18 protein-coding genes and 1 tRNA gene (1 of these 19 running past the window's edge) are annotated in these 16,862 nt (G+C 64.8%); 12 read left to right on the top strand and 7 right to left on the bottom strand.

The genetic code is table 11. The features are described 5' to 3' along the window. The first annotated feature begins 43 nt into the window (after positions 1–43). Positions 44–820, top strand: a complete 777-nt coding sequence (locus BUB39_RS23695; RefSeq protein WP_073058537.1) for an SDR family NAD(P)-dependent oxidoreductase — start codon at positions 44–46, stop codon at positions 818–820. A 288-nt stretch (positions 821–1,108) separates the two neighbouring features. After that, the gene (locus tag BUB39_RS23690; protein ID WP_175561941.1) at positions 1,109–1,972 is read left to right on the top strand and encodes an alpha/beta fold hydrolase; all 864 of its coding nucleotides are present in this window, start codon (positions 1,109–1,111) and stop codon (positions 1,970–1,972) included. A 179-nt stretch (positions 1,973–2,151) separates the two neighbouring features. Here the strand turns inward: BUB39_RS23690 and BUB39_RS23685 are convergent. Continuing rightward, a tRNA-Arg gene (locus tag BUB39_RS23685) sits at positions 2,152–2,228 on the bottom strand. A gap of 190 nt (positions 2,229–2,418) precedes the next feature. Continuing rightward, a complete protein-coding gene (locus tag BUB39_RS23680) occupies positions 2,419–3,921 on the bottom strand; it encodes a sensor histidine kinase (RefSeq protein WP_244540360.1) in 1,503 nt (500 codons plus the stop codon). A gap of 393 nt (positions 3,922–4,314) precedes the next feature. Here BUB39_RS23680 and rpmH point away from each other — a divergent pair, with 393 nt between their 5' ends. The 7 genes from rpmH (at position 4,315) to dapD (ending at position 10,248) form a co-directional block, all read left to right on the top strand. Beyond that, a complete protein-coding gene (gene rpmH / locus BUB39_RS23670) occupies positions 4,315–4,449 on the top strand; it encodes a 50S ribosomal protein L34 (protein WP_073058534.1) in 135 nt (44 codons plus the stop codon). A gap of 47 nt (positions 4,450–4,496) precedes the next feature. Next, on the top strand, positions 4,497–4,970 hold the full coding sequence (gene rnpA, locus BUB39_RS23665) for a ribonuclease P protein component (protein ID WP_244540359.1): 474 nt from the start codon (positions 4,497–4,499) through the stop codon (positions 4,968–4,970). Then, positions 4,967–6,892 carry a membrane protein insertase YidC gene (yidC, locus tag BUB39_RS23660; RefSeq protein ID WP_084527921.1) on the top strand — a complete coding sequence of 642 codons (1,926 nt, stop codon included), beginning with the start codon at positions 4,967–4,969 and terminating at the stop codon, positions 6,890–6,892. The genes rnpA and yidC overlap by 4 nt, the downstream gene beginning before the upstream one ends. A 40-nt stretch (positions 6,893–6,932) precedes the next feature. Beyond that, on the top strand, positions 6,933–7,595 hold the full coding sequence (gene yihA, locus BUB39_RS23655; RefSeq protein ID WP_073058533.1) for a ribosome biogenesis GTP-binding protein YihA/YsxC: 663 nt from the start codon (positions 6,933–6,935) through the stop codon (positions 7,593–7,595). A 74-nt stretch (positions 7,596–7,669) separates the two neighbouring features. Further along, entirely contained in the window at positions 7,670–8,575 is a 906-nt protein-coding gene (gene argB / locus BUB39_RS23650; RefSeq protein ID WP_073058532.1) for an acetylglutamate kinase, read from the top strand. Positions 8,576–8,577: 2 nt separating this feature from the next. Further along, positions 8,578–9,318 carry a pyrimidine 5'-nucleotidase gene (locus BUB39_RS23645; protein ID WP_073058531.1) on the top strand — a complete coding sequence of 247 codons (741 nt, stop codon included), beginning with the start codon at positions 8,578–8,580 and terminating at the stop codon, positions 9,316–9,318. A 78-nt stretch (positions 9,319–9,396) separates the two neighbouring features. Further along, the gene (dapD, locus tag BUB39_RS23640) at positions 9,397–10,248 is read left to right on the top strand and encodes a 2,3,4,5-tetrahydropyridine-2,6-dicarboxylate N-succinyltransferase (RefSeq protein ID WP_073058530.1); all 852 of its coding nucleotides are present in this window, start codon (positions 9,397–9,399) and stop codon (positions 10,246–10,248) included. Between the two features lie 16 nt (positions 10,249–10,264). Here the strand turns inward: dapD and BUB39_RS23635 are convergent, their stop codons facing one another. Together BUB39_RS23635 and BUB39_RS23630 are read right to left on the bottom strand one after the other, a co-directional pair. Then, positions 10,265–10,741, bottom strand: coding sequence for an SRPBCC family protein (locus BUB39_RS23635; protein ID WP_073058529.1), 477 nt, complete (start codon positions 10,739–10,741; stop codon positions 10,265–10,267). Beyond that, positions 10,738–11,085, bottom strand: a complete 348-nt coding sequence (locus BUB39_RS23630; protein WP_073058528.1) for an ArsR/SmtB family transcription factor — start codon at positions 11,083–11,085, stop codon at positions 10,738–10,740. The genes BUB39_RS23635 and BUB39_RS23630 overlap by 4 nt, the downstream gene beginning before the upstream one ends. A 166-nt stretch (positions 11,086–11,251) precedes the next feature. Between BUB39_RS23630 and BUB39_RS23625 the strand changes: the two genes are divergently transcribed. The 3 genes from BUB39_RS23625 to BUB39_RS23615 all read left to right on the top strand — a co-directional run bounded on the left by BUB39_RS23625 (position 11,252) and on the right by BUB39_RS23615 (position 14,775). Continuing rightward, entirely contained in the window at positions 11,252–12,289 is a 1,038-nt protein-coding gene (locus tag BUB39_RS23625; protein ID WP_073058527.1) for a lactonase family protein, read from the top strand. A gap of 60 nt (positions 12,290–12,349) precedes the next feature. After that, positions 12,350–13,642, top strand: coding sequence for an MFS transporter (locus tag BUB39_RS23620; RefSeq protein WP_073058526.1), 1,293 nt, complete (start codon positions 12,350–12,352; stop codon positions 13,640–13,642). A 107-nt stretch (positions 13,643–13,749) separates the two neighbouring features. Continuing rightward, a complete protein-coding gene (locus BUB39_RS23615) occupies positions 13,750–14,775 on the top strand; it encodes a DUF4432 family protein (protein WP_073058525.1) in 1,026 nt (341 codons plus the stop codon). A gap of 25 nt (positions 14,776–14,800) precedes the next feature. Here the strand turns inward: BUB39_RS23615 and BUB39_RS25585 are convergent, their stop codons facing one another. The 3 genes from BUB39_RS25585 to BUB39_RS23605 form a co-directional block, all read right to left on the bottom strand. Beyond that, on the bottom strand, positions 14,801–14,968 hold the full coding sequence (locus BUB39_RS25585) for a hypothetical protein (RefSeq protein ID WP_175561940.1): 168 nt from the start codon (positions 14,966–14,968) through the stop codon (positions 14,801–14,803). Positions 14,969–15,113: 145 nt separating this feature from the next. Further along, the gene (locus BUB39_RS23610; RefSeq protein WP_073058524.1) at positions 15,114–16,082 is read right to left on the bottom strand and encodes a phosphate acetyltransferase; all 969 of its coding nucleotides are present in this window, start codon (positions 16,080–16,082) and stop codon (positions 15,114–15,116) included. Positions 16,083–16,101: 19 nt separating this feature from the next. Continuing rightward, positions 16,102–16,862, bottom strand: partial view of an aldo/keto reductase gene (locus BUB39_RS23605; RefSeq protein ID WP_073058523.1) — the 3' portion only. The gene runs 295 nt beyond the window's last position; only the last 761 of its 1,056 coding nucleotides appear in the window; its start codon lies off the right edge, out of view; the stop codon is at positions 16,102–16,104.

Raw genomic sequence — 16,862 nt, 5'->3', positions numbered from 1 at the left:
ATTGCCATGAACGATCTTTTTGGAGGAGCCAAAGGAGAACGTCATGACCATCCAGACGAATGGCCGGTTTACCGACAAGGTTGTCCTCGTGACTGGCGCCGGAAGCGGCATCGGCAAGGCCGCAGCGCTCCAGTTTGCGCGGGAAGGCGCGGCGGTCTCGCTGGCCGGGCGACGCGAGGCGCCGTTGCAGGAGGTTCGAAGCGCGATCGAGCGCGAGGGCGGCACGGCGATCGTGCTTCCGGCCGACATTTCGGACGAGCACGCCGTGGAGCGGCTCGTCGCCGAGACGGAGCGAAGACTTGGTCCGCTTGATGCCGCGTTCAACAATGCCGGCATCATGGGCGCCTATAAGCCGATCATCGAATTGACGGCCGCGGATTTCGACACGGTCATCGGCACCAATCTGCGGGGCGTCTGGCTTCTGGCGCGTGCCGAGATCAAGGCAATGATCGCCTCGGGCCGGCGGGGAAGCATCATCAATACCTCGTCCTTCGTGGCGGAGGCGGCGACGGCCGGCATGTCGGCCTATGCGCCGAGCAAGGCCGGCCTCAACGCCATGGTGCGCGCGCTGGCGTTCGAAGTCGGTTCGTTTGGCATCCGCGTCAACAATGTCGCGCCTGGCGTGATCCGGACGCCGATGTCGGATGGACTGAGCGCCGAGCTCTATCAGGCCCTCGCGGCGCACTCGGCCCTCAAGCGCCTCGGCGAGCCCGAGGATGTTTCGGCTGTCACCGTATGGCTCTGCACCGACGAAGCCCGCTTCGTCACCGGCCAGACCATCCTCAGCGATGGTGGATTCGCGATACCGGGATTGCGCTGACCGGAGCGCTGTTCGCGACGGGCGCTCAAAGCGCCCCTCGTGCTGGGCCGATACTGGGGTCACGTATTTCGAAGCGGAGACGGAAATCGCGGGCAACAGATAAGGTCAGGGCTTCGGTCGGCCGTTGGACCGCGCGAGCGCCAACGAGAGGAACGATGCCGGCCAGACTTTTCGGGATTCTCGCCGTTGAATGGTGCGGTCATATATATATTACCCGTATATAATTGACGTCATCATATTATCCGGGTAATATTCGCGCATCTGTTGACCCTCACAAAGGTCCGAGACATGGAACTGGCCTGGGACGAATTCGGCGATGCCGCCAATGAAAACATCCTGCTGATTTCAGGGCTTGGAGCACAGATGATCCGGTGGACGCGGCCCTTTTGCGAGGGGCTTGCCGCAAGGGGGTATCGCGTCATCCGCTTCGACAACCGCGATGCCGGTCGCTCCACGCATTTTTGTTCCGCAGCCACGCCGGATTTCGGGGCGCTGGCCTCCGCGTTGATGGCGGGGCGCCAACCGGATGTGCCCTATACGCTTCACGACATGGCGGCCGATGCCATCGGCCTTCTCGATGCGCTCGGCATTGCGAGAGTTCACGTGGTGGGACGGTCGATGGGTGGCATGATCGCGCAAATCCTGGCGAGCGAGCACGCCGATCGGGTTTGCTCCTTGACCTCGATCATGTCGAGCACAGGCAATCCGTCCCTGCCGCAGGCTGCGCCCGACGTCATGGCTATGATGATGCGTCCCGCACCCGATCCTATGGTCGATTCAGAAGGGTTTCTGGCGGCGCGCCTCGTTTTCGCGCGCAGGATTGCCGGATCGAGCTATCCATTCGATGAAGAAGCCCATCGTGCGCTTCTGCTGGAAGAAGCAAGACGATGTTATGATCCTGGCGGCACAGCGCGCCAGATCGCGGCGATGGCAGTGGCGGGGGACCGGCGCGCGCGTCTGGCGACCATCACCGCGCCGACGCTCGTCATTCACGGGAGCGACGATCCGCTGATCCCGCCGGCCTGCGGCCTCGATACGGCGCTTTCGATCCCGGGCGCGATCCACCTGGCGATCGAGGGCATGGGGCATGATCTGCCGCGCGAGCTCGACCAGACGGTGATCGAAGCGATCTGCGACGTGACAAAGCGGTGATGAAGCCTTCCGCGGCGCACCATCGAACGCCTCGTCATCGATCCTGTCCGAAGCGATGACCCGTGCTGCATTGAGAGGCCGCGTGCGTGCCAACGATAGCGCCGAGATACGCGATATCCGCATCGGTGCGGCAATCGGTAGTGTTGAGCGTTCGCCATCGCTGAAGAAGAGAAGAAATTTGGCGCGCCCGAAGAGATTCGAACTCCTGACCCCCAGATTCGTAGTCTGGTGCTCTATCCAGCTGAGCTACGGGCGCCTGCCGATCTGGCCGCGAAGCAACGCTTCGGGCAGATGCTGCGCCCCGGAGGGCGTCGGCGGCGTCTAACTAGCCGCTCACCTGGCGGATTGCAAGCGCCGTTTTCCCACCTCTCCACAGGCGCGTGGTGTCGAACGGATTTGGCGCCGGCAAAGCGTCGCATCGCGTGGGAGGCCGCCGGAGTTGCGCTTCAGCGGGCCTGCGCGCGGCGGGCTCTGTCAAAGGCGACGGGGCGGTCGGGGAGGGTGATCTCGAAGACGGCGCCAGGGCCGTCGCCGTCGATCAGCAGGATCGTACCGCCATGGGCGCGTACGATTTCGGCGGCGATAGCAAGCCCAAGGCCCGTTCCACCCGGGCGGACGCCGCCCTGGAAGGCTTGGAACAGATTGGCGCGTGCGCGCTCCGGCACACCGGGGCCGGTGTCGCAGACGCGGATCAGCGCCACGGTGCCCTGGCGCTCGGCCTCGACGCTCAGGCGGCGGATCACCGCTGGGTCCGGCTCGCCATCCATCGCCTGGACGGCATTGCGGCAGAGATTGAGCAACACGCGGAACATCTGGTCCGGATCGGCATCGATCTCGAAGCCACCCTCGACCTTTATCTCGCAGCGGATCGTCGCATGGCTTTCGAGGCCGAGAACCTCCACGACGTCACGGACGACCCGCGACAGGGCCACGAGGCGGCGGCTCGGCTCGCGCTCGCGGGCCCGGCCATAGGCCAGTGTCGTCTGGCAATAGTCGATGGCGCGGCCGAGCGTTGCGACAAGCCGAGGGGCGAAGCGCTGCACCGACGGGTCGGGCAGGGCTGCGATTCGGTCCGAGAAGAGCTGTGCCGAGGCCAGAAGGTTGCGCAGGTCGTGATTGACCTTCGAGACGGCTAGGCCAAGATCGGCGAGATGCGCCTTCTGCAGCAGCGTGTCCGAGAGCTGGCGCTGCATCGCGGCCAGTTCCTCCTCAGCGACGCCGATCTCGTCGGTGCGCCCGCTCGGCGTGATGATGCGCGTCTTGTCCTCGGGATCCTCCGAGAAATGGACCATTGCCTGCGACAGGCGCCGCATCGGCCGCACGAACAGCCGCTGCAGGCTAATATAGATCGGAATGGCTGCGATGATCGAGATCAGCGCCGAGAGGACGAGAATCGAGCCGCCAAACCGCAGCATCGCCGCCCTGAGCGGGCGATCGCTGATCACCAGTTCGAGATTGTTGCCGTCGTGCGTCGGCCCGATCACGCGCAGCGTGCGCGGCTCGAAGGCGAGAAGCGTCGAGAAGGCTGCGCCAATCGAGCCGGGCGACATCGAATCGCGCAGGTCGACCGTCTCGTCGACCGTGGGCGGCATCTCGATCGCGGCCAGAAGGCGCGTCGCGTCGCCCGTGCGCGCTACGATCGCGGTGGCGCCGACCGTTGCCAGCAATTCGTCCTGCACACGGCGCGGCACGTCGCTCCAAGCCGCCGAATCGAGCAGGATGCTCGCGGCCTGCGCTGTTGCCAGCCGGTCCTCCAGAAAGCGCAGGCGGAAAGTCGCCATGGTCGGTATGAAACCGGCGACGCCGGTCACCATCACGAAGATGACGGTGAGAATCATGAGCTTGACGGAGAGGCTCGGCACACGGCGACGCCGCGCCGCGGGCGGATGGTCCATCACCGGCGCTGTCATGGCCTCGGCATCGCCGGCCTGCTGGCCCGGTTCAGACATGCCGCCCGTCCTCCTCGAATTCGCGCCGTGCGACGGCAGGCTTCCCGATGTCATATCCGAAAGACCTGCGCTTCCTGCTGGTGCAGCCTGTTGCTGCGCCGAACGCGATCAATTGCCATGATGCGACAGGGTGCGGGTCGCCGTCAAACAGGCGCGAATCGCCAGCTTCGTGTCGATTTTGCTGACGGGGCGGCGCGGCGATTTGAAGGCGAGGGGGATCGGCGCGGCGCGTTGACTTGGCCAGACCTTCTCCGTATAAGCCGAGCTCGACGAGAGCAGGCTGCATGCGTGCCGAGGTCGCATGCCCTGGGCATGCCTCACTTCGGAGCGGGCCCGCCGCGCCTCCGAATGTGAAACAGATTGAATGAGGGCCGCCCCAGGCGGTGACGACCCATGAAGCGTACTTATCAGCCGAGCAAGCTCGTCCGCGCCCGTCGGCACGGTTTTCGCGCCCGTATGGCAACCGTTGGCGGCCGCAAGGTCATCGCGCAGCGCCGCGCCCAGGGTCGCAAGAAGCTGACCGCCTGACGCTTTCGGCCAGCAACGCAGCCGGCCGGCGCCTGGAAAGGCTCGCCATGGATCGACAGAAGACCATGGGGCGTCTCAAGAAACGCGCTGAATTTCTAGCCGCCGCCGGAGGAGCTCGCGCTTCCCGGCGCGGCTTTTTGCTGCAGAAGCGTGATCGTGACAGTGAGGCCGGGCCGCGTTTCGGCTTCACCGTCACCAAGAAGATGGGCAATTCGCCCGAGCGCAACCGAATTCGCCGCCGCCTGCGCGAGGCTGTGCGCCTTGTCGCCGCGCCGCATGCGAGTGCCCGCTCCGACTACGTGCTGATCGGCCGCCGCGCCGCACTGTCGCAGCCCTTCGAAGACCTGGTGCGCGACCTTATCTCAGGCCTTGCCTCGCTCGATCGCACGCCTGATAGGGCGCCGACGCAACGATCGGTGGCCAAGGCGCATGACGGCGAGCGCGCGCCGCACCCCGCTTTACCGAACGAACCCGCCCTCACGGGCCCGAACGACCGTTCCGCCGAAAGATCCGACAGATGACCGACAATCGCAACCTGATCCTGGCCGTCGCCCTGTCGATCGCGGTCGTGTTCGGCTGGCAGTATTTCATCGCCGGTCCGCGCCTCGACCAGACGAAGCGCGAACAGGCCGCCGTGACGACCGCCAATACGCCCACAACGACCACGGCTGCGGGCACCGCGCCGGTCGCCGGTGGCACCACGCCGGCCACAGGCGCGCCGACACAGGTCGTCGGCACCGGCGACATGACGCGCGAAGCCGCCCTCGCAGCGACGCCCCGCGTGCCGATCGACACCGCCTCGGTCTTTGGCTCGATCAACCTCAAGGGCGCTCGCCTCGACGACCTGCGCCTCAAGGGCTATCGCGAGACCGTCAATCCCAACAGCCCGACGATCATCCTGCTGTCGCCCTCGGGCGCGCCCAATGGCTATTTCGCCGAATTCGGCTGGGTCGGCGCGCCGGCGGGCACGACGGTACCAGGGCCTGACACCGTCTGGACCGCGCCGGCTGACGCCAAGCTGACGCCCGATACGCCGGTCACGCTGACTTACGATAACGGCGCCGGCCTGGTCTTCAAGCGCATCATCTCCATCGATCCGAGCTTCATGTTCACGGTGCGGGACGATGTGACCAACTCGACCGGCCAGCCGGTCGCGCTCTCGCCCTATGGCCGGGTCGCGCGCCTCGGCGAGCCGACGGTTGCCGGCTACTACATCCTGCATGAGGGGCTCATCGGCTGGATGGGCGACCAGCATCTGCAGGAGATCACCTACTCCAAGATCAAGAAGGAAGGCCCGCAGAGCTTCGCGGACGTTGCGAGCGGCTGGCTCGGCATCACCGACAAATATTGGGCGACCGCGATCGTCCCGCGCGACCGCACGCCGTTCACCGCGCATTTCTCGCATGTCGATACAGGCCCGGGCCTCTACCAGACCGACTTCCAGGGCCAGCCTGTGCAGGTTGCGGCTGGGGCGACCGCCACGACCGAAAATCTCGTCTTTGCCGGCGCCAAGCAGGTTTCGATCATCGACGGCTACCGCGACGATCTGAAGATCGAGCATTTCGATCTCCTCATCGACTGGGGCATGTTCTGGTTCTTCACCAAGCCGCTATTCTACGTCATCGACTATTTCTACAAGCTGTTCGGCAATTTCGGCGTGGCGATCCTGCTGGTCACCGTGCTGGTCAAGGCCATCTTCTTCCCGCTCGCCAACAAGTCGTACAAGTCGATGAGCGCGATGAAGAAGGTGCAGCCGGAAATGGCCGCAATCCGCGAGCGCTACGCCGACGACAAGGTGAAGCAGCAGCAGGCGGTGATGGAGCTCTACAAGAAGGAGAAGATCAATCCGCTGGCCGGCTGCTGGCCGGTGCTGATCCAAATCCCGGTCTTCTTCTCGCTCTACAAGGTGATCTTCATCACCATCGAAATGCGTCATGCGCCGTTCTTCGGCTGGATCCATGACCTTTCGGCGCCCGATCCGACCAACATCTTCACGCTGTTCGGAATGATCCCCTGGTCGCCTCCGCATCTCCTGATGCTCGGCATCTGGCCGATCATCATGGGCATCACGATGTTCGTGCAGATGCGCCTCAATCCGGCGCCGGCCGATCCGGCGCAGCAGGCGATCTTCACCTGGATGCCGGTGATCTTCACCTTCATGCTCGGCTCGTTCCCGGCTGGCCTGGTGATCTACTGGAGCTGGAACAACACGCTCTCGATCGCGCAGCAATATGTGATCATGCGGCGGCAGGGCGTGGACGTGAACCTGCTCGGCAACATCATGGAAACCTTCAAGAAGAAGCCGAAGCCGACTACTACGCCGACGACGGCTGTCGCCAGCGCCGGCAATTCGGCGAAGCCCGCCGCTACGGCGCGTCCGGCCAATGCCAACAAGCCGGGTCCGAAGTCCGGTCCCGGCAAGCCGACCAAGGCCAAGACCTGATGCGCAAGGGCGAGACCCCGATGCGAAAAGGCCTCGACTGATGCCCGAGATCAGCGACGACGAACTCGCCCGCATCCGGGAAGAGGCCGAGCGTATCGAGACCGGGCGGCTGTTCTTCGCCCGGCCGTGGAACTTCCTGCGGTCGGTGCCCTCGATCGAGACACTGCCGCCGATCGGCGAGACGGAGATCGCCTTCGCCGGTCGCTCGAATGTCGGCAAGTCGTCGCTGATCAATGCGCTGACCGGCCGCATCGGTCTGGCGCGCACCTCGAATACGCCCGGGCGGACGCAGGAGCTGAACTACTTCTCTTCCGGCGCCGGCGTCATTGTCGTCGACATGCCGGGTTACGGCTATGCCGAGGCACCGAAGCAACTGGTTGATTCCTGGAACCAATTGATCCGCGCCTATCTGCGTGGCCGGGTGACGCTCCGCCGCGTCTATGTGCTGATCGACGCGCGTCATGGGCTCAAGGCCAACGATCTCGAGACGCTCGACCTCCTCGACAGCACGGCTGTCTCCTACCAGATCGTGCTGACCAAGGCCGACAAGCTTAAGCCCGGCGGGCTGGAACGCGTCGTCGAGGAGACTGCGGCCGCCATCAAGCGACGTCCGGCGGCGCATCCGACGATCATTGCCACCTCTTCGGAGACCGGCCTCGGCATGGATCGCCTGCGGGCAGAAATCGCCGCGCTCGCCGTCTGACCGGAGATGGCGCGGCGTCATTGTTCCGCCATGTCAAACTCGTTATAGAGCGCTGCCCCGAGCGGAGATTTCCTATGACCGACCCCCGGATCACCTCCGGCATCGACCCGGTGCTGACTGCGCAGCTGATTGCTACGGCACTCCCCTATATGCTGCGCTACGACGAGAAGACCGTCGTAGTGAAGTTCGGCGGCAATGCGATGGGCGATGAGGAACTCGGCAAAGCCTTCGCCGAGGACATCACGCTGCTGAAGCTCGCTGGAATCAATCCGGTTGTCGTGCATGGCGGCGGGCCGCAGATCAATGCGATGCTCGGGCGCCTTGGCATCAAGTCCGAATGGGCGGCTGGCATGCGCATCACCGACAAGGCAACCGTCGAGGTCGTCGAGATGGTGCTGGCCGGCTCGATCAATAAGGAAATCGTCCAGACGATCACGGAAGCCGGCGGCCGCGCCATCGGCCTCACGGGCAAGGACGGCAACATGGTCACGGTGACGCGGCTGACCCGAAAGATCGTCGATCCTGATTCGAATATCGAGCGGATCGTCGATCTCGGTTTTGTCGGCGAGCCGAAGACGGTGCGCACCGAAGTCCTCGAAGTGCTCGCCAAATCCGAGATCATCCCAGTGCTGGCACCGGTCTGCGCGGGCGAGGATGGCGAGACCTATAATGTCAACGCGGACACCTTCGCGGGCGCGATCGCCGGTGCGCTCCATGCCTCGCGCCTCCTGTTCCTCACCGATGTCCCCGGCGTGTTCGACAAGAACAAGCACCTGATCAAGGAGCTGACGGTCGCGGAAGCCAAGGCGATGATCGCCGATGGCACGATCTCCGGCGGCATGATCCCCAAGGTCGAGACCTGCATCGAGGCGCTCGATCGGGGCGTCGAGGGCGTCGTCATTCTCGATGGCAAGACCCCGCACGCGGTGCTGCTCGAACTCTTCACCGAGCATGGCGCCGGAACGCTGATCAAACGTTGACGATGGACAAGCCCCCGCTCCGCGACCAGCCGGATCTGGAGCGCTTCGCGCCGGTTCGCTCCTGGGTGTTCGATCTCGACAACACGCTCTATCCGCGTCACACGAATCTCTTCGCGCAGGTCGACGTCCGCATCCGTGACTATGTGCAGAAGCTGCTCTCGCTCGGTCAGGCCGAGGCGCAGCTCCTACAGCGCGATTATTATCGCCGCTATGGCACGACGTTGCGCGGGCTGATGGTCGAGCATGGCATCGCGCCGGACGATTTCCTTGAATATGTGCACGATATCGATCACTCGCCGGTCGAGGCCGATCCGGTGTTGGCCAATGCGATCGCGCGCCTGCCCGGCAAGCGCTACATCCTGACCAATGGGTCGCGGGTGCATGCCGAGAAGGTGATGGCGCGTCTTGGCCTTGGCAGCGGCTTCGAGGACATCTTCGACATCGCCCGCGCCGACCTTGTTCCGAAGCCACACCCGGACACCTATGCCCGCTTCCTCGCCGAAAATGGCGTCGTTCCCGGCGAGGCCGCGATGTTCGAAGATCTCGCCCGCAATCTCGAAGTACCCAAGGCACTCGGCATGGCAACGGTGCTGATCGTGCCGCGCGGGACCGAGCCGATCCTCGCCGAGGCCTGGGAAACAGAGGGCAGCGAAGGCGCCCATATCGATTATCTCACCGATGATCTTGGCGGCTTCCTGACCCGCATCGTCGATGGTCTCGCCGCCAGGACGACTTCGCCCTGAGGACACGACGCCTCTTGCGTTGACATCACGGCAATCGCCGATATCGTCCCGGCCGACCAAACGGAGCCGGATACAGTCATGACATCAGCCGATCTCGCCAGCCTGCAATCGACCATCGAGGCCGCCTTCGAGGATCGGGCCACGATCGGCGTCGATACCAAGGGTGCCGTGCGCGAGGCGGTCGTCACCGCCCTCGATCTGCTGGATGCCGGCGCGGTCCGCGTCGCCGAAAAGATCGACGGCGATTGGGTGGTGCATCAGTGGCTGAAGAAGGCGGTGCTGCTGTCCTTCCGCCTCAATCCGATGGTCGCGATTTCAGGCGGTCCCGATGGCGCGACCTGGTGGGACAAGGTGCCGTCGAAGTTCGACGGGTGGGGCGATGCCGAGTTCACCAAGGCCGGCTTCCGCGCCGTACCGGGCTCCATCGTCCGCCGCTCGGCCTATATCGCGCCGAACGCGATCCTGATGCCGTCCTTCGTCAATCTCGGCGCGCGCGTCGATGAGGGGACGATGGTCGATACCTGGGTGACGGTCGGCTCCTGTGCGCAGATCGGCAAGAATGTGCACCTTTCCGGCGGGGTGGGCATCGGCGGTGTTCTCGAGCCGTTGCAGGCCGGCCCGACGATCATCGAAGACAACTGCTTCATCGGGGCGCGATCCGAAGTCGTCGAAGGCGTGATCGTCGGCGAGGGCTCGGTGATCTCGATGGGCGTGTTCATCAGCGCCTCGACCAAGATCATCGATCGCGAGACTGGCGAAGTGCATGTCGGCCGTGTGCCGCCTTATTCGGTCGTCGTGTCGGGCTCGCTGCCGGGTAAGCCCCTGCCGAATGGCGCACCAGGGCCGTCGCTCTACTGCGCCGTGATCGTCAAGCGCGTCGATGAGCGCACGCGCGCCAAGACCTCAGTCAACGAATTGCTGCGCGACTGACGCGGGCTCGGCCCCGCTAGGCGCCGGCTTCGACGAGCCGGGCCAGTTGTTCGGTCACGGTGCCCCAACCTTCATGGAAGCCAAGCTTTTCGTGCAGGGCCCGGGTTTCCGGGTCCTTGTGCATGGCATGGGCAGTGTAGTCCGTGCCCTCGGCATGGTCCTTCATGGTGATCACAGCCGTCATGAAGGGCTCCTTGCCTGGCCGCCAGCCGGCGGTCAGCGCATCGGTGAACACGAAGCGCTCATCCTCGTCGGCGGCGAGGATGCAGGCGTCGATATGCGGCAGGAATGCGCCACCGTTCTCGCTCATCTCGGTCAGCAGCGCTCCGCCCGGCTTCAGATCAAGGGTGATGACTCGGCAGAGCGAGGGCGCCGGCAGGAACCAGCGCTCGAGCTTGGCCGGCTCGGTCCAAGCCTGCCACACGCTCCGGCGTGGTGCCTTGATGATGCGCGTGATCACGAGGTCGCGGTCAGGATCGAATGGGCGGTTCATCGCGGCGTCTCCTTCGGGTCTGTCGCTTCGGCTAGAAATTGTTCGAGGCGATCGGTTCGGCCTTCCCAGAGCGCGCGCTGGGCTGAAAGCCAGTCGCCGACGATGGCGAGCGCCGCGGTCTCTATCGCACAGGTCCGGACGCGGCCGTCTTTTCGGGTGATAATGCAGCCGCTCCGTTCCAGCACATGGATGTGCTTCATGAAGGATGGCAGGGCCATCTCGAACGGCTCTGCCAGTTCGCTGATGCTGGCCGGCCCGCGTCCAAGCCGCCCAATCACCGCGCGGCGCGTCGGGTCAGCAAGCGCCTGGAAGATCCCATCGAGGCCGGATTGATACTGTTCCATATGGCTAAGTATCATGGCGAGATACTAAGCGCAATGGCTAAGCGTTTGGTACTTTGCGTCTTTGCCTTTGAATGGTTGCCGGTGGTGCAGTGCTGGCTGATCCTTTGTGCCGATTCGCGGACCACGCGCCGCCCAAGAGCAATCGCCAGATCCAGGAGACAAGCGGATGGCTGAGGTGAGCTTCGGAGAGGGCGAGAGCCTGCTGGTTGCAGCGCGCGGGAGAGGTCCCGAGCACGGGCTCTGGCGGTTCGTCGGCGGTCCGGGCGGCTGGCAGGGATCGCAACTCGCGACGGTGGGCCAACTCTCATCGCTATGCCGTCACCCGACGCTCCCGGTCGTCTATGGCAGCGGCAGCGTGCGCGGGGTGATCCTCGCATGGCACGTCGCGGGTGAGGCGGCGGCCCCGATCGGCGAGGCGCTGAGTGGCGATGACCCCTGCTTCATCGCGGTCGATCCGTCAGGCCGGCTGCTGGTCGCCGTCAACTACGGCTCCAGCGACTTGACGCTCATGCCGCTTGCTGCGGATGGCAGTTTTGAGGGGCCGCCCGCCAAGCTGCTCCTCGAAGGCGGCGGACCCGATCCGGAGCGGCAGGAGGCAGCCCATCCCCATCAGGCGTTGTTTCATGACGGGAAGTTGTTTGTCATCGATCTCGGTGGCGATCGCATCCGCAGCTTTACGGTCGATCTCGATGCACCTGGCGCGGCGGTGCTGAAGCCCGTTGGCGATCACCACCTTCCTCCGGGCACCGGACCGCGCCATGGCGTGTTCCTGCCCGACGGCCGGCTTGCGGTGAGCGGCGAGCTCGCTTCGAACCTTGCAGTCGGTTTTCTCGAAGGCCCATCCAACTGGACCACTGCACCGGGCACACTCCGGGCCGGGCCGGCAAAGACGCGTACCAACCGGAATTACCCCGGCGATATCCAGCGTTCGACTGATGGAGCGTTCGTCTATCTCGCCAACAGGGGCCATGACACGATCGCGGCTTTTGACGTGCGGGGTGGGTTGCCGAAGCTCGTTGCTGAAATCGACGCGGGAGCGGCATGGCCGCAGCATCTCCTCGTTCATGCCGGTCATCTTTTGGTTGCCGGATGGGATTCCGCGCGGGTCATGGCTGTGCCGCTCGGGGTCGACAGCTTCGCCGGATCGGCTGAAGCCCTGTTCGATTGTCCCGGCGCCGGCTGGCTGATGCTCTATTCGGGCTGAAGGGCGTTGCGCTCGCAGGCGGGTTCGTACCAGACTTCGAGCAGGGCTTGAGCGGGGGGGATGATGACGGCAGTCGAATTGCGGGGCACTGCAGCGCCAAAGCCGCTTGTTCGCCTCGTGCCCGTCTATGCGATCGTCGGCGTTTCCTATCTCGGCTATGCCATGATGGCGACGCTCTTCGTGCCGATGATGCTGTCGCCGACATCGCCCTATGTGCCCGAAGGCGCGTCGATGCAGCTGCGCTCGCTGCTGCTCGGCGTACTGCTGATGCTTTATCCGATGGCACAGGTGGTCGGGTCGCCCGTCCTCGGCGCCTTGTCTGATCGCTATGGCCGGCGCCCGGTGCTGGTCGCCTCGCTAGCGGTCACGACGATCGCCTATGGCCTCATCTGCATCGGCCTCGCGACGCATATGCTCTGGTTGCTGGCTTTCGCGCTCGCGGCCTGCGGAATTGGCGAGGCCAATGCCGCCATAGGCACCAGCGTCGTTGCCGACACCACCGATCCCGACGAGCGGCCGAAATATCTCGGCTATATGTGGTCGGTCGTCAGCGTCTCCTATGTGCTCGGGCCCGTGCTCGGCGGGGCGACGGCAGCGCGGTTCGGCTACATGCCGCCTTTCCTCGCGATGCTCGCGATCCTCGCGGCGACGCTCGCCACGGTTGTCGTCTTCTTCCGCGAGACCCACGCGCCCGATGCCCGCGCCCAATCGCAGAAAATCGCGGCAAGTCTCGGCAATCTGCTGACCGTCTTTACCGACAAGCCGCTCCGCGCCTATTACCTGGTTAATTTCCTTGTGTTCGTCGCGTCGATGGGCTTCTGGCGTGTCATCACCGAATATCTGGTCGATGTGTTCGACCTTTCGGTCGGCGAGGTGACGGTCGATTACGCGGCGCTGGCGCTGACGGCCGGCATCGGCAATCTCGTGATCATGCCGATCCTCGTCGGGCGGGTCGACATGCGCCGCCTTGGCATGATCTCGACGACACTTGGTGCGCTCGGGGTTCTTCTGGTGCTCGTCCCGGCGGGTGCGAGCGTCGCGGTTGCCTTCGGTGCGCTTGCGAGCATCGCTCTAGCGCTTTCGTTTGCCTCGCTCAGCGGGCTGCTGTCAGCGCGGGTTGGGCCCGAACGGCAGGGCGCCGTGCTTGGCAACAATACGGCGCTCGGTTTTCTCGGCGAAGCAATCGGCGTGCTTGGCGGCTCGATGCTGGCGGGGATCTCGCCTGAACTCCCGATGGTGTTGTTTGCGCTCGTTGCCCTTCTGGCCGTGATCATTCTCAAGACCCGGATCACGCCGACCGAGGCTGTCGTTGACAAGGCCGTGTCGCGCCATCCTGGCGATGGCGAGGCATGACGGAACACGCTACCAAGGCAGGACCGCTCGTGACGTCGCGATGATCGTGGCGGTGGCCGGGCGGAGATCCGCGTCTCTCGCGGGCGCGCCAGCGAGGTCCGATCCGGATGACTGATTTCCTGCCCGTCGATTTTTCGGACGCTGATCTCGCGGCGAAAACGCCCGATCTCCGTGCGCTCGCCGAAATCCGCCTGTTCCGCCTGGAAGACGGGCCCGGCCGCGGCCAGCGCGTATTGATCGCGCGCAACGCCGCAGGCGTCGGTTTCGAGGTCGCTGTCGATCGTGGCTTCGATCTGTCAGCTCTGAGCCTCGGGCAGGTGCAGCTCGGCTGGCACTCGCCGAACCAGATGCGCTATCCGCCGCAGCTTTCCTCGAGCGAGAATGGCTTCGGGTTCCTGCGCAATTTCGACGGCTTCCTCGTCACTTGCGGGCTCGACTATTATGGTCCGCCGCGCCGTGCCGCCGGCGATACGAGCGTCAGCCCGCACCGGCCGGAGCGCGACTTTCCGCAGCATGGCGAAGTCTCGACTCTGCAGGCTCATCTCGCGGGGTATGGGCTCGATGTCGAGCGCGGCGTGCTGTGGTGCGAGGGCGTGGTGCGGCAGTCGGGCGTATTCGGCGACGTGCTGGAGCGTCGTCGGCGCATCGAATTGCCGCTTGGCGGACGGACGATCACACTTGACGACCGCGTGACGAATTGCGGCTTCAACCCGGCGCCGCACGCACTGCTCTATCACTTCAATTTCGGCTATCCGCTGCTCGACGCGGCGACCGAACTGACCGGCGGTTTCGGCGATTTCGCGGCGCGTTTCGCCGAACTGCCACCGAGGCCGCGGTCCGACACGCGCGAGATCGTCGATCATCTGGAACTGCCGCCGGACGAGAATGGCAATCTCGGCGTCGGCCTTCGCAATCCGGCGCTTGGCATCGGCGTGACGCTGGCCTATCGCCAGGCGGCGCTGCCTTCGCTGCTCGTCTGGCGTTCCTATCAGTCCGGCGTCTTCGCGCTTGGCATCGAGCCGGGAACGACATTGCCGCGCGTCGAAAATGGCCGCCTGATCGGTGATACGCTCGGCCCGCGCAGCAGCGCGGACTACCAGTTGGCCATCGCCGTGACTTCAGACCGGCTCTAGCGCATCGGATCCGGAAGCGGCGTCGTCAATGACGCGTCGGGTGCTTCGCCGCGCCGACGGTGCCGAGCCGTGAGCGGCAGCGTGCGCAGCCGAGCTGCTCGCCATCGGCGCCCTGGTCATAGGTCAATTCGTTGAGATGCCCGCAATCGACGCAGCGGAGAACCATCTGCTGGATTGTTTCGTTCTGGTGCATTCTCTCCTCGCCATGCTCGAGCGCACCCGTCCAGTTAGCATAACTTGGGAGCGCCACCGCGCAACCTTCGATCCGGCTCAGTTGGCGTTTCGGCAGCACTCGCCGCGTCGGCTGACAGATCGGCATTGCCGGGATAGGCGGACGATCACGCCAGCAAGGCGGCCGCCGTCGTCGCGCGCTGTTGTGCCGCCAGCAAGGCGGCAACGGCACAGGATGCAAGACGGCTCTTCCGCGAGTCGGCGCGGCTCGTGAGGATGATCGGCACGCGTGCGCCCACGACAATGCCCGCCGCATCGGCATCAGCGAGAAAGGTCAGGCTCTTTGCCAGCATATTGCCGGCCTCGAGATCGGGAACGACGAGGATGTTGGCCCGGCCGGCGACCGGCGAGCGGATATGCTTGATCTCGGCCGAGCCGAGATCAATGGCATTGTCGAGTGCCAGCGGTCCATCGACGATCCCGCCCGTGATCTGGCCGCGATCCGCCATCTTGCACAAGGCGGCCGCGTCGATTGTCGAGGGCACGTCAGGATTGACGGTTTCCATGGCGGAAAGAATGGCGACGCGGGCACTGTCGAAATGGAGCGCCGCTGCAAGGTCGATGGCGTTCTGGACGATATGGCGCTTTTCATCCAGCGTCGGGGCGATGTTGATCGCGGCATCGGTGATGATCAGGGGATCGTCATGGCTCGGCACGTCCATGACGAAGCAATGGCTGATGCGCCTGGCTGTCCTCAACCCGGTCTCGCGCGCGACGACCGCCCCCATGAGTTCATCAGTATGCAGGCTGCCCTTCATCAAAGCGTCGGCGTCGCCGGCGCGAACCAACGCCACCGCCTTGTCGGCCGCGTCATGGCTGTGCGCGGCGGCGACACGACGAAAGGGAGCGATGTCGAAGCCGCCGGCCACGGCAACGGCATCAAGTTTCGCCGGCGGCGCCACCAGGATCGGCTCTATGAGGCCGAGAGCGGCCGCATCGAGCGCGGCCCCTAACGATGCCGTGTCGCAGGGATGAACCACCGCGACGCGCAGTTTCGGCAATGCCTTCGCGGCATCGATCAGCCGATCATATTTGGTGCGCCCGATCGCTTCCGCCGGGTTGTCATTGGCGACCATGGCGCTCCTCCCTGTATTGTCAGCGCTTCAGATAAGAGCCGATGAGGCTCAATTCCGGCGCGCCAAGCCGCGCGGCGGCGCTGTCGCGCTGGTGCCAATACGGATAGATCAGCCGCTGCAGGCTGACCGCGTCGAGGCGGCTGTGCTCGTCGTCCGTCAGCTTCATCTCGGCCGCGCCGAGATTGCGGGTCAGCTGATGCTCGTGGCGTGCGCCGATGATGACCGAGGTGATGCCCGGGCGGCCGAGCAGCCAGGCCAGCGCCACTTCGGCCGCCGAGGCTCCGCGCGCTTCCGCGATCGAGACCAGAACCTCGATCGTGTCATAGAGGCGGTTCTCGTCCGCGATCGGCGGTTCGTGCCAGTCGTTGAGGTGGCGCCCGCCCTCGGCCGGAGTCTGGCCGCGACGATATTTTCCCGAGAGCAGGCCGCCCGCCAGCGGACTCCAGACGAGGACGCCGAGGCCCTGGTCGAGCGTGACCGGAATCAGCTCATATTCGGCATCCCGGGATTCGAGCGAATAATAAATCTGCTGGCTGACGAGCGGCAAGAAGCGGTTGGCGCGCGAGGTCTCCATCGCCTTCATCAGTTGCCAGCCCGAGAAGTTCGAGGCGCCGACATAGCGCACCTTGCCTGAGCGAACGAGAGTATCGAGCGCCTCCATCGTCTCTTCCAGCGGCGTCTGGCCGTCCCATTCGTGAAGCTGGTAGAGATCGATCGCGTCGATGCGCAGCCGCTTCAGGCTCGCTTCGCACTGGCGGATGATATGATGGCGCGACAGGC

The organism is Kaistia soli DSM 19436, assembly GCF_900129325.1.
Taxonomy (GTDB): domain Bacteria; phylum Pseudomonadota; class Alphaproteobacteria; order Rhizobiales; family Kaistiaceae; genus Kaistia; species Kaistia soli.
This window is presented reverse-complemented; position numbering and strand designations above follow the sequence as displayed.

What these genes read in the sequence shown, in the direction of transcription:
- BUB39_RS23695 (WP_073058537.1), top strand. Translation starts at nt 44, where the DNA reads ATGACCATCCAGACGAATGGCCGGTTTACCGACAAGGTTGTCCTCGTG.
- BUB39_RS23690 (WP_175561941.1), top strand. Translation starts at nt 1,109, where the DNA reads ATGGAACTGGCCTGGGACGAATTCGGCGATGCCGCCAATGAAAACATC.
- BUB39_RS23680 (WP_244540360.1), bottom strand. Translation starts at nt 3,921, where the DNA reads ATGTCTGAACCGGGCCAGCAGGCCGGCGATGCCGAGGCCATGACAGCG.
- rpmH (WP_073058534.1), top strand. Translation starts at nt 4,315, where the DNA reads ATGAAGCGTACTTATCAGCCGAGCAAGCTCGTCCGCGCCCGTCGGCAC.
- rnpA (WP_244540359.1), top strand. Translation starts at nt 4,497, where the DNA reads ATGGATCGACAGAAGACCATGGGGCGTCTCAAGAAACGCGCTGAATTT.
- yidC (WP_084527921.1), top strand. Translation starts at nt 4,967, where the DNA reads ATGACCGACAATCGCAACCTGATCCTGGCCGTCGCCCTGTCGATCGCG.
- yihA (WP_073058533.1), top strand. Translation starts at nt 6,933, where the DNA reads ATGCCCGAGATCAGCGACGACGAACTCGCCCGCATCCGGGAAGAGGCC.
- argB (WP_073058532.1), top strand. Translation starts at nt 7,670, where the DNA reads ATGACCGACCCCCGGATCACCTCCGGCATCGACCCGGTGCTGACTGCG.
- BUB39_RS23645 (WP_073058531.1), top strand. Translation starts at nt 8,578, where the DNA reads ATGGACAAGCCCCCGCTCCGCGACCAGCCGGATCTGGAGCGCTTCGCG.
- dapD (WP_073058530.1), top strand. Translation starts at nt 9,397, where the DNA reads ATGACATCAGCCGATCTCGCCAGCCTGCAATCGACCATCGAGGCCGCC.
- BUB39_RS23635 (WP_073058529.1), bottom strand. Translation starts at nt 10,741, where the DNA reads ATGAACCGCCCATTCGATCCTGACCGCGACCTCGTGATCACGCGCATC.
- BUB39_RS23630 (WP_073058528.1), bottom strand. Translation starts at nt 11,085, where the DNA reads ATGGAACAGTATCAATCCGGCCTCGATGGGATCTTCCAGGCGCTTGCT.
- BUB39_RS23625 (WP_073058527.1), top strand. Translation starts at nt 11,252, where the DNA reads ATGGCTGAGGTGAGCTTCGGAGAGGGCGAGAGCCTGCTGGTTGCAGCG.
- BUB39_RS23620 (WP_073058526.1), top strand. Translation starts at nt 12,350, where the DNA reads ATGATGACGGCAGTCGAATTGCGGGGCACTGCAGCGCCAAAGCCGCTT.
- BUB39_RS23615 (WP_073058525.1), top strand. Translation starts at nt 13,750, where the DNA reads ATGACTGATTTCCTGCCCGTCGATTTTTCGGACGCTGATCTCGCGGCG.
- BUB39_RS25585 (WP_175561940.1), bottom strand. Translation starts at nt 14,968, where the DNA reads ATGCACCAGAACGAAACAATCCAGCAGATGGTTCTCCGCTGCGTCGAT.
- BUB39_RS23610 (WP_073058524.1), bottom strand. Translation starts at nt 16,082, where the DNA reads ATGGTCGCCAATGACAACCCGGCGGAAGCGATCGGGCGCACCAAATAT.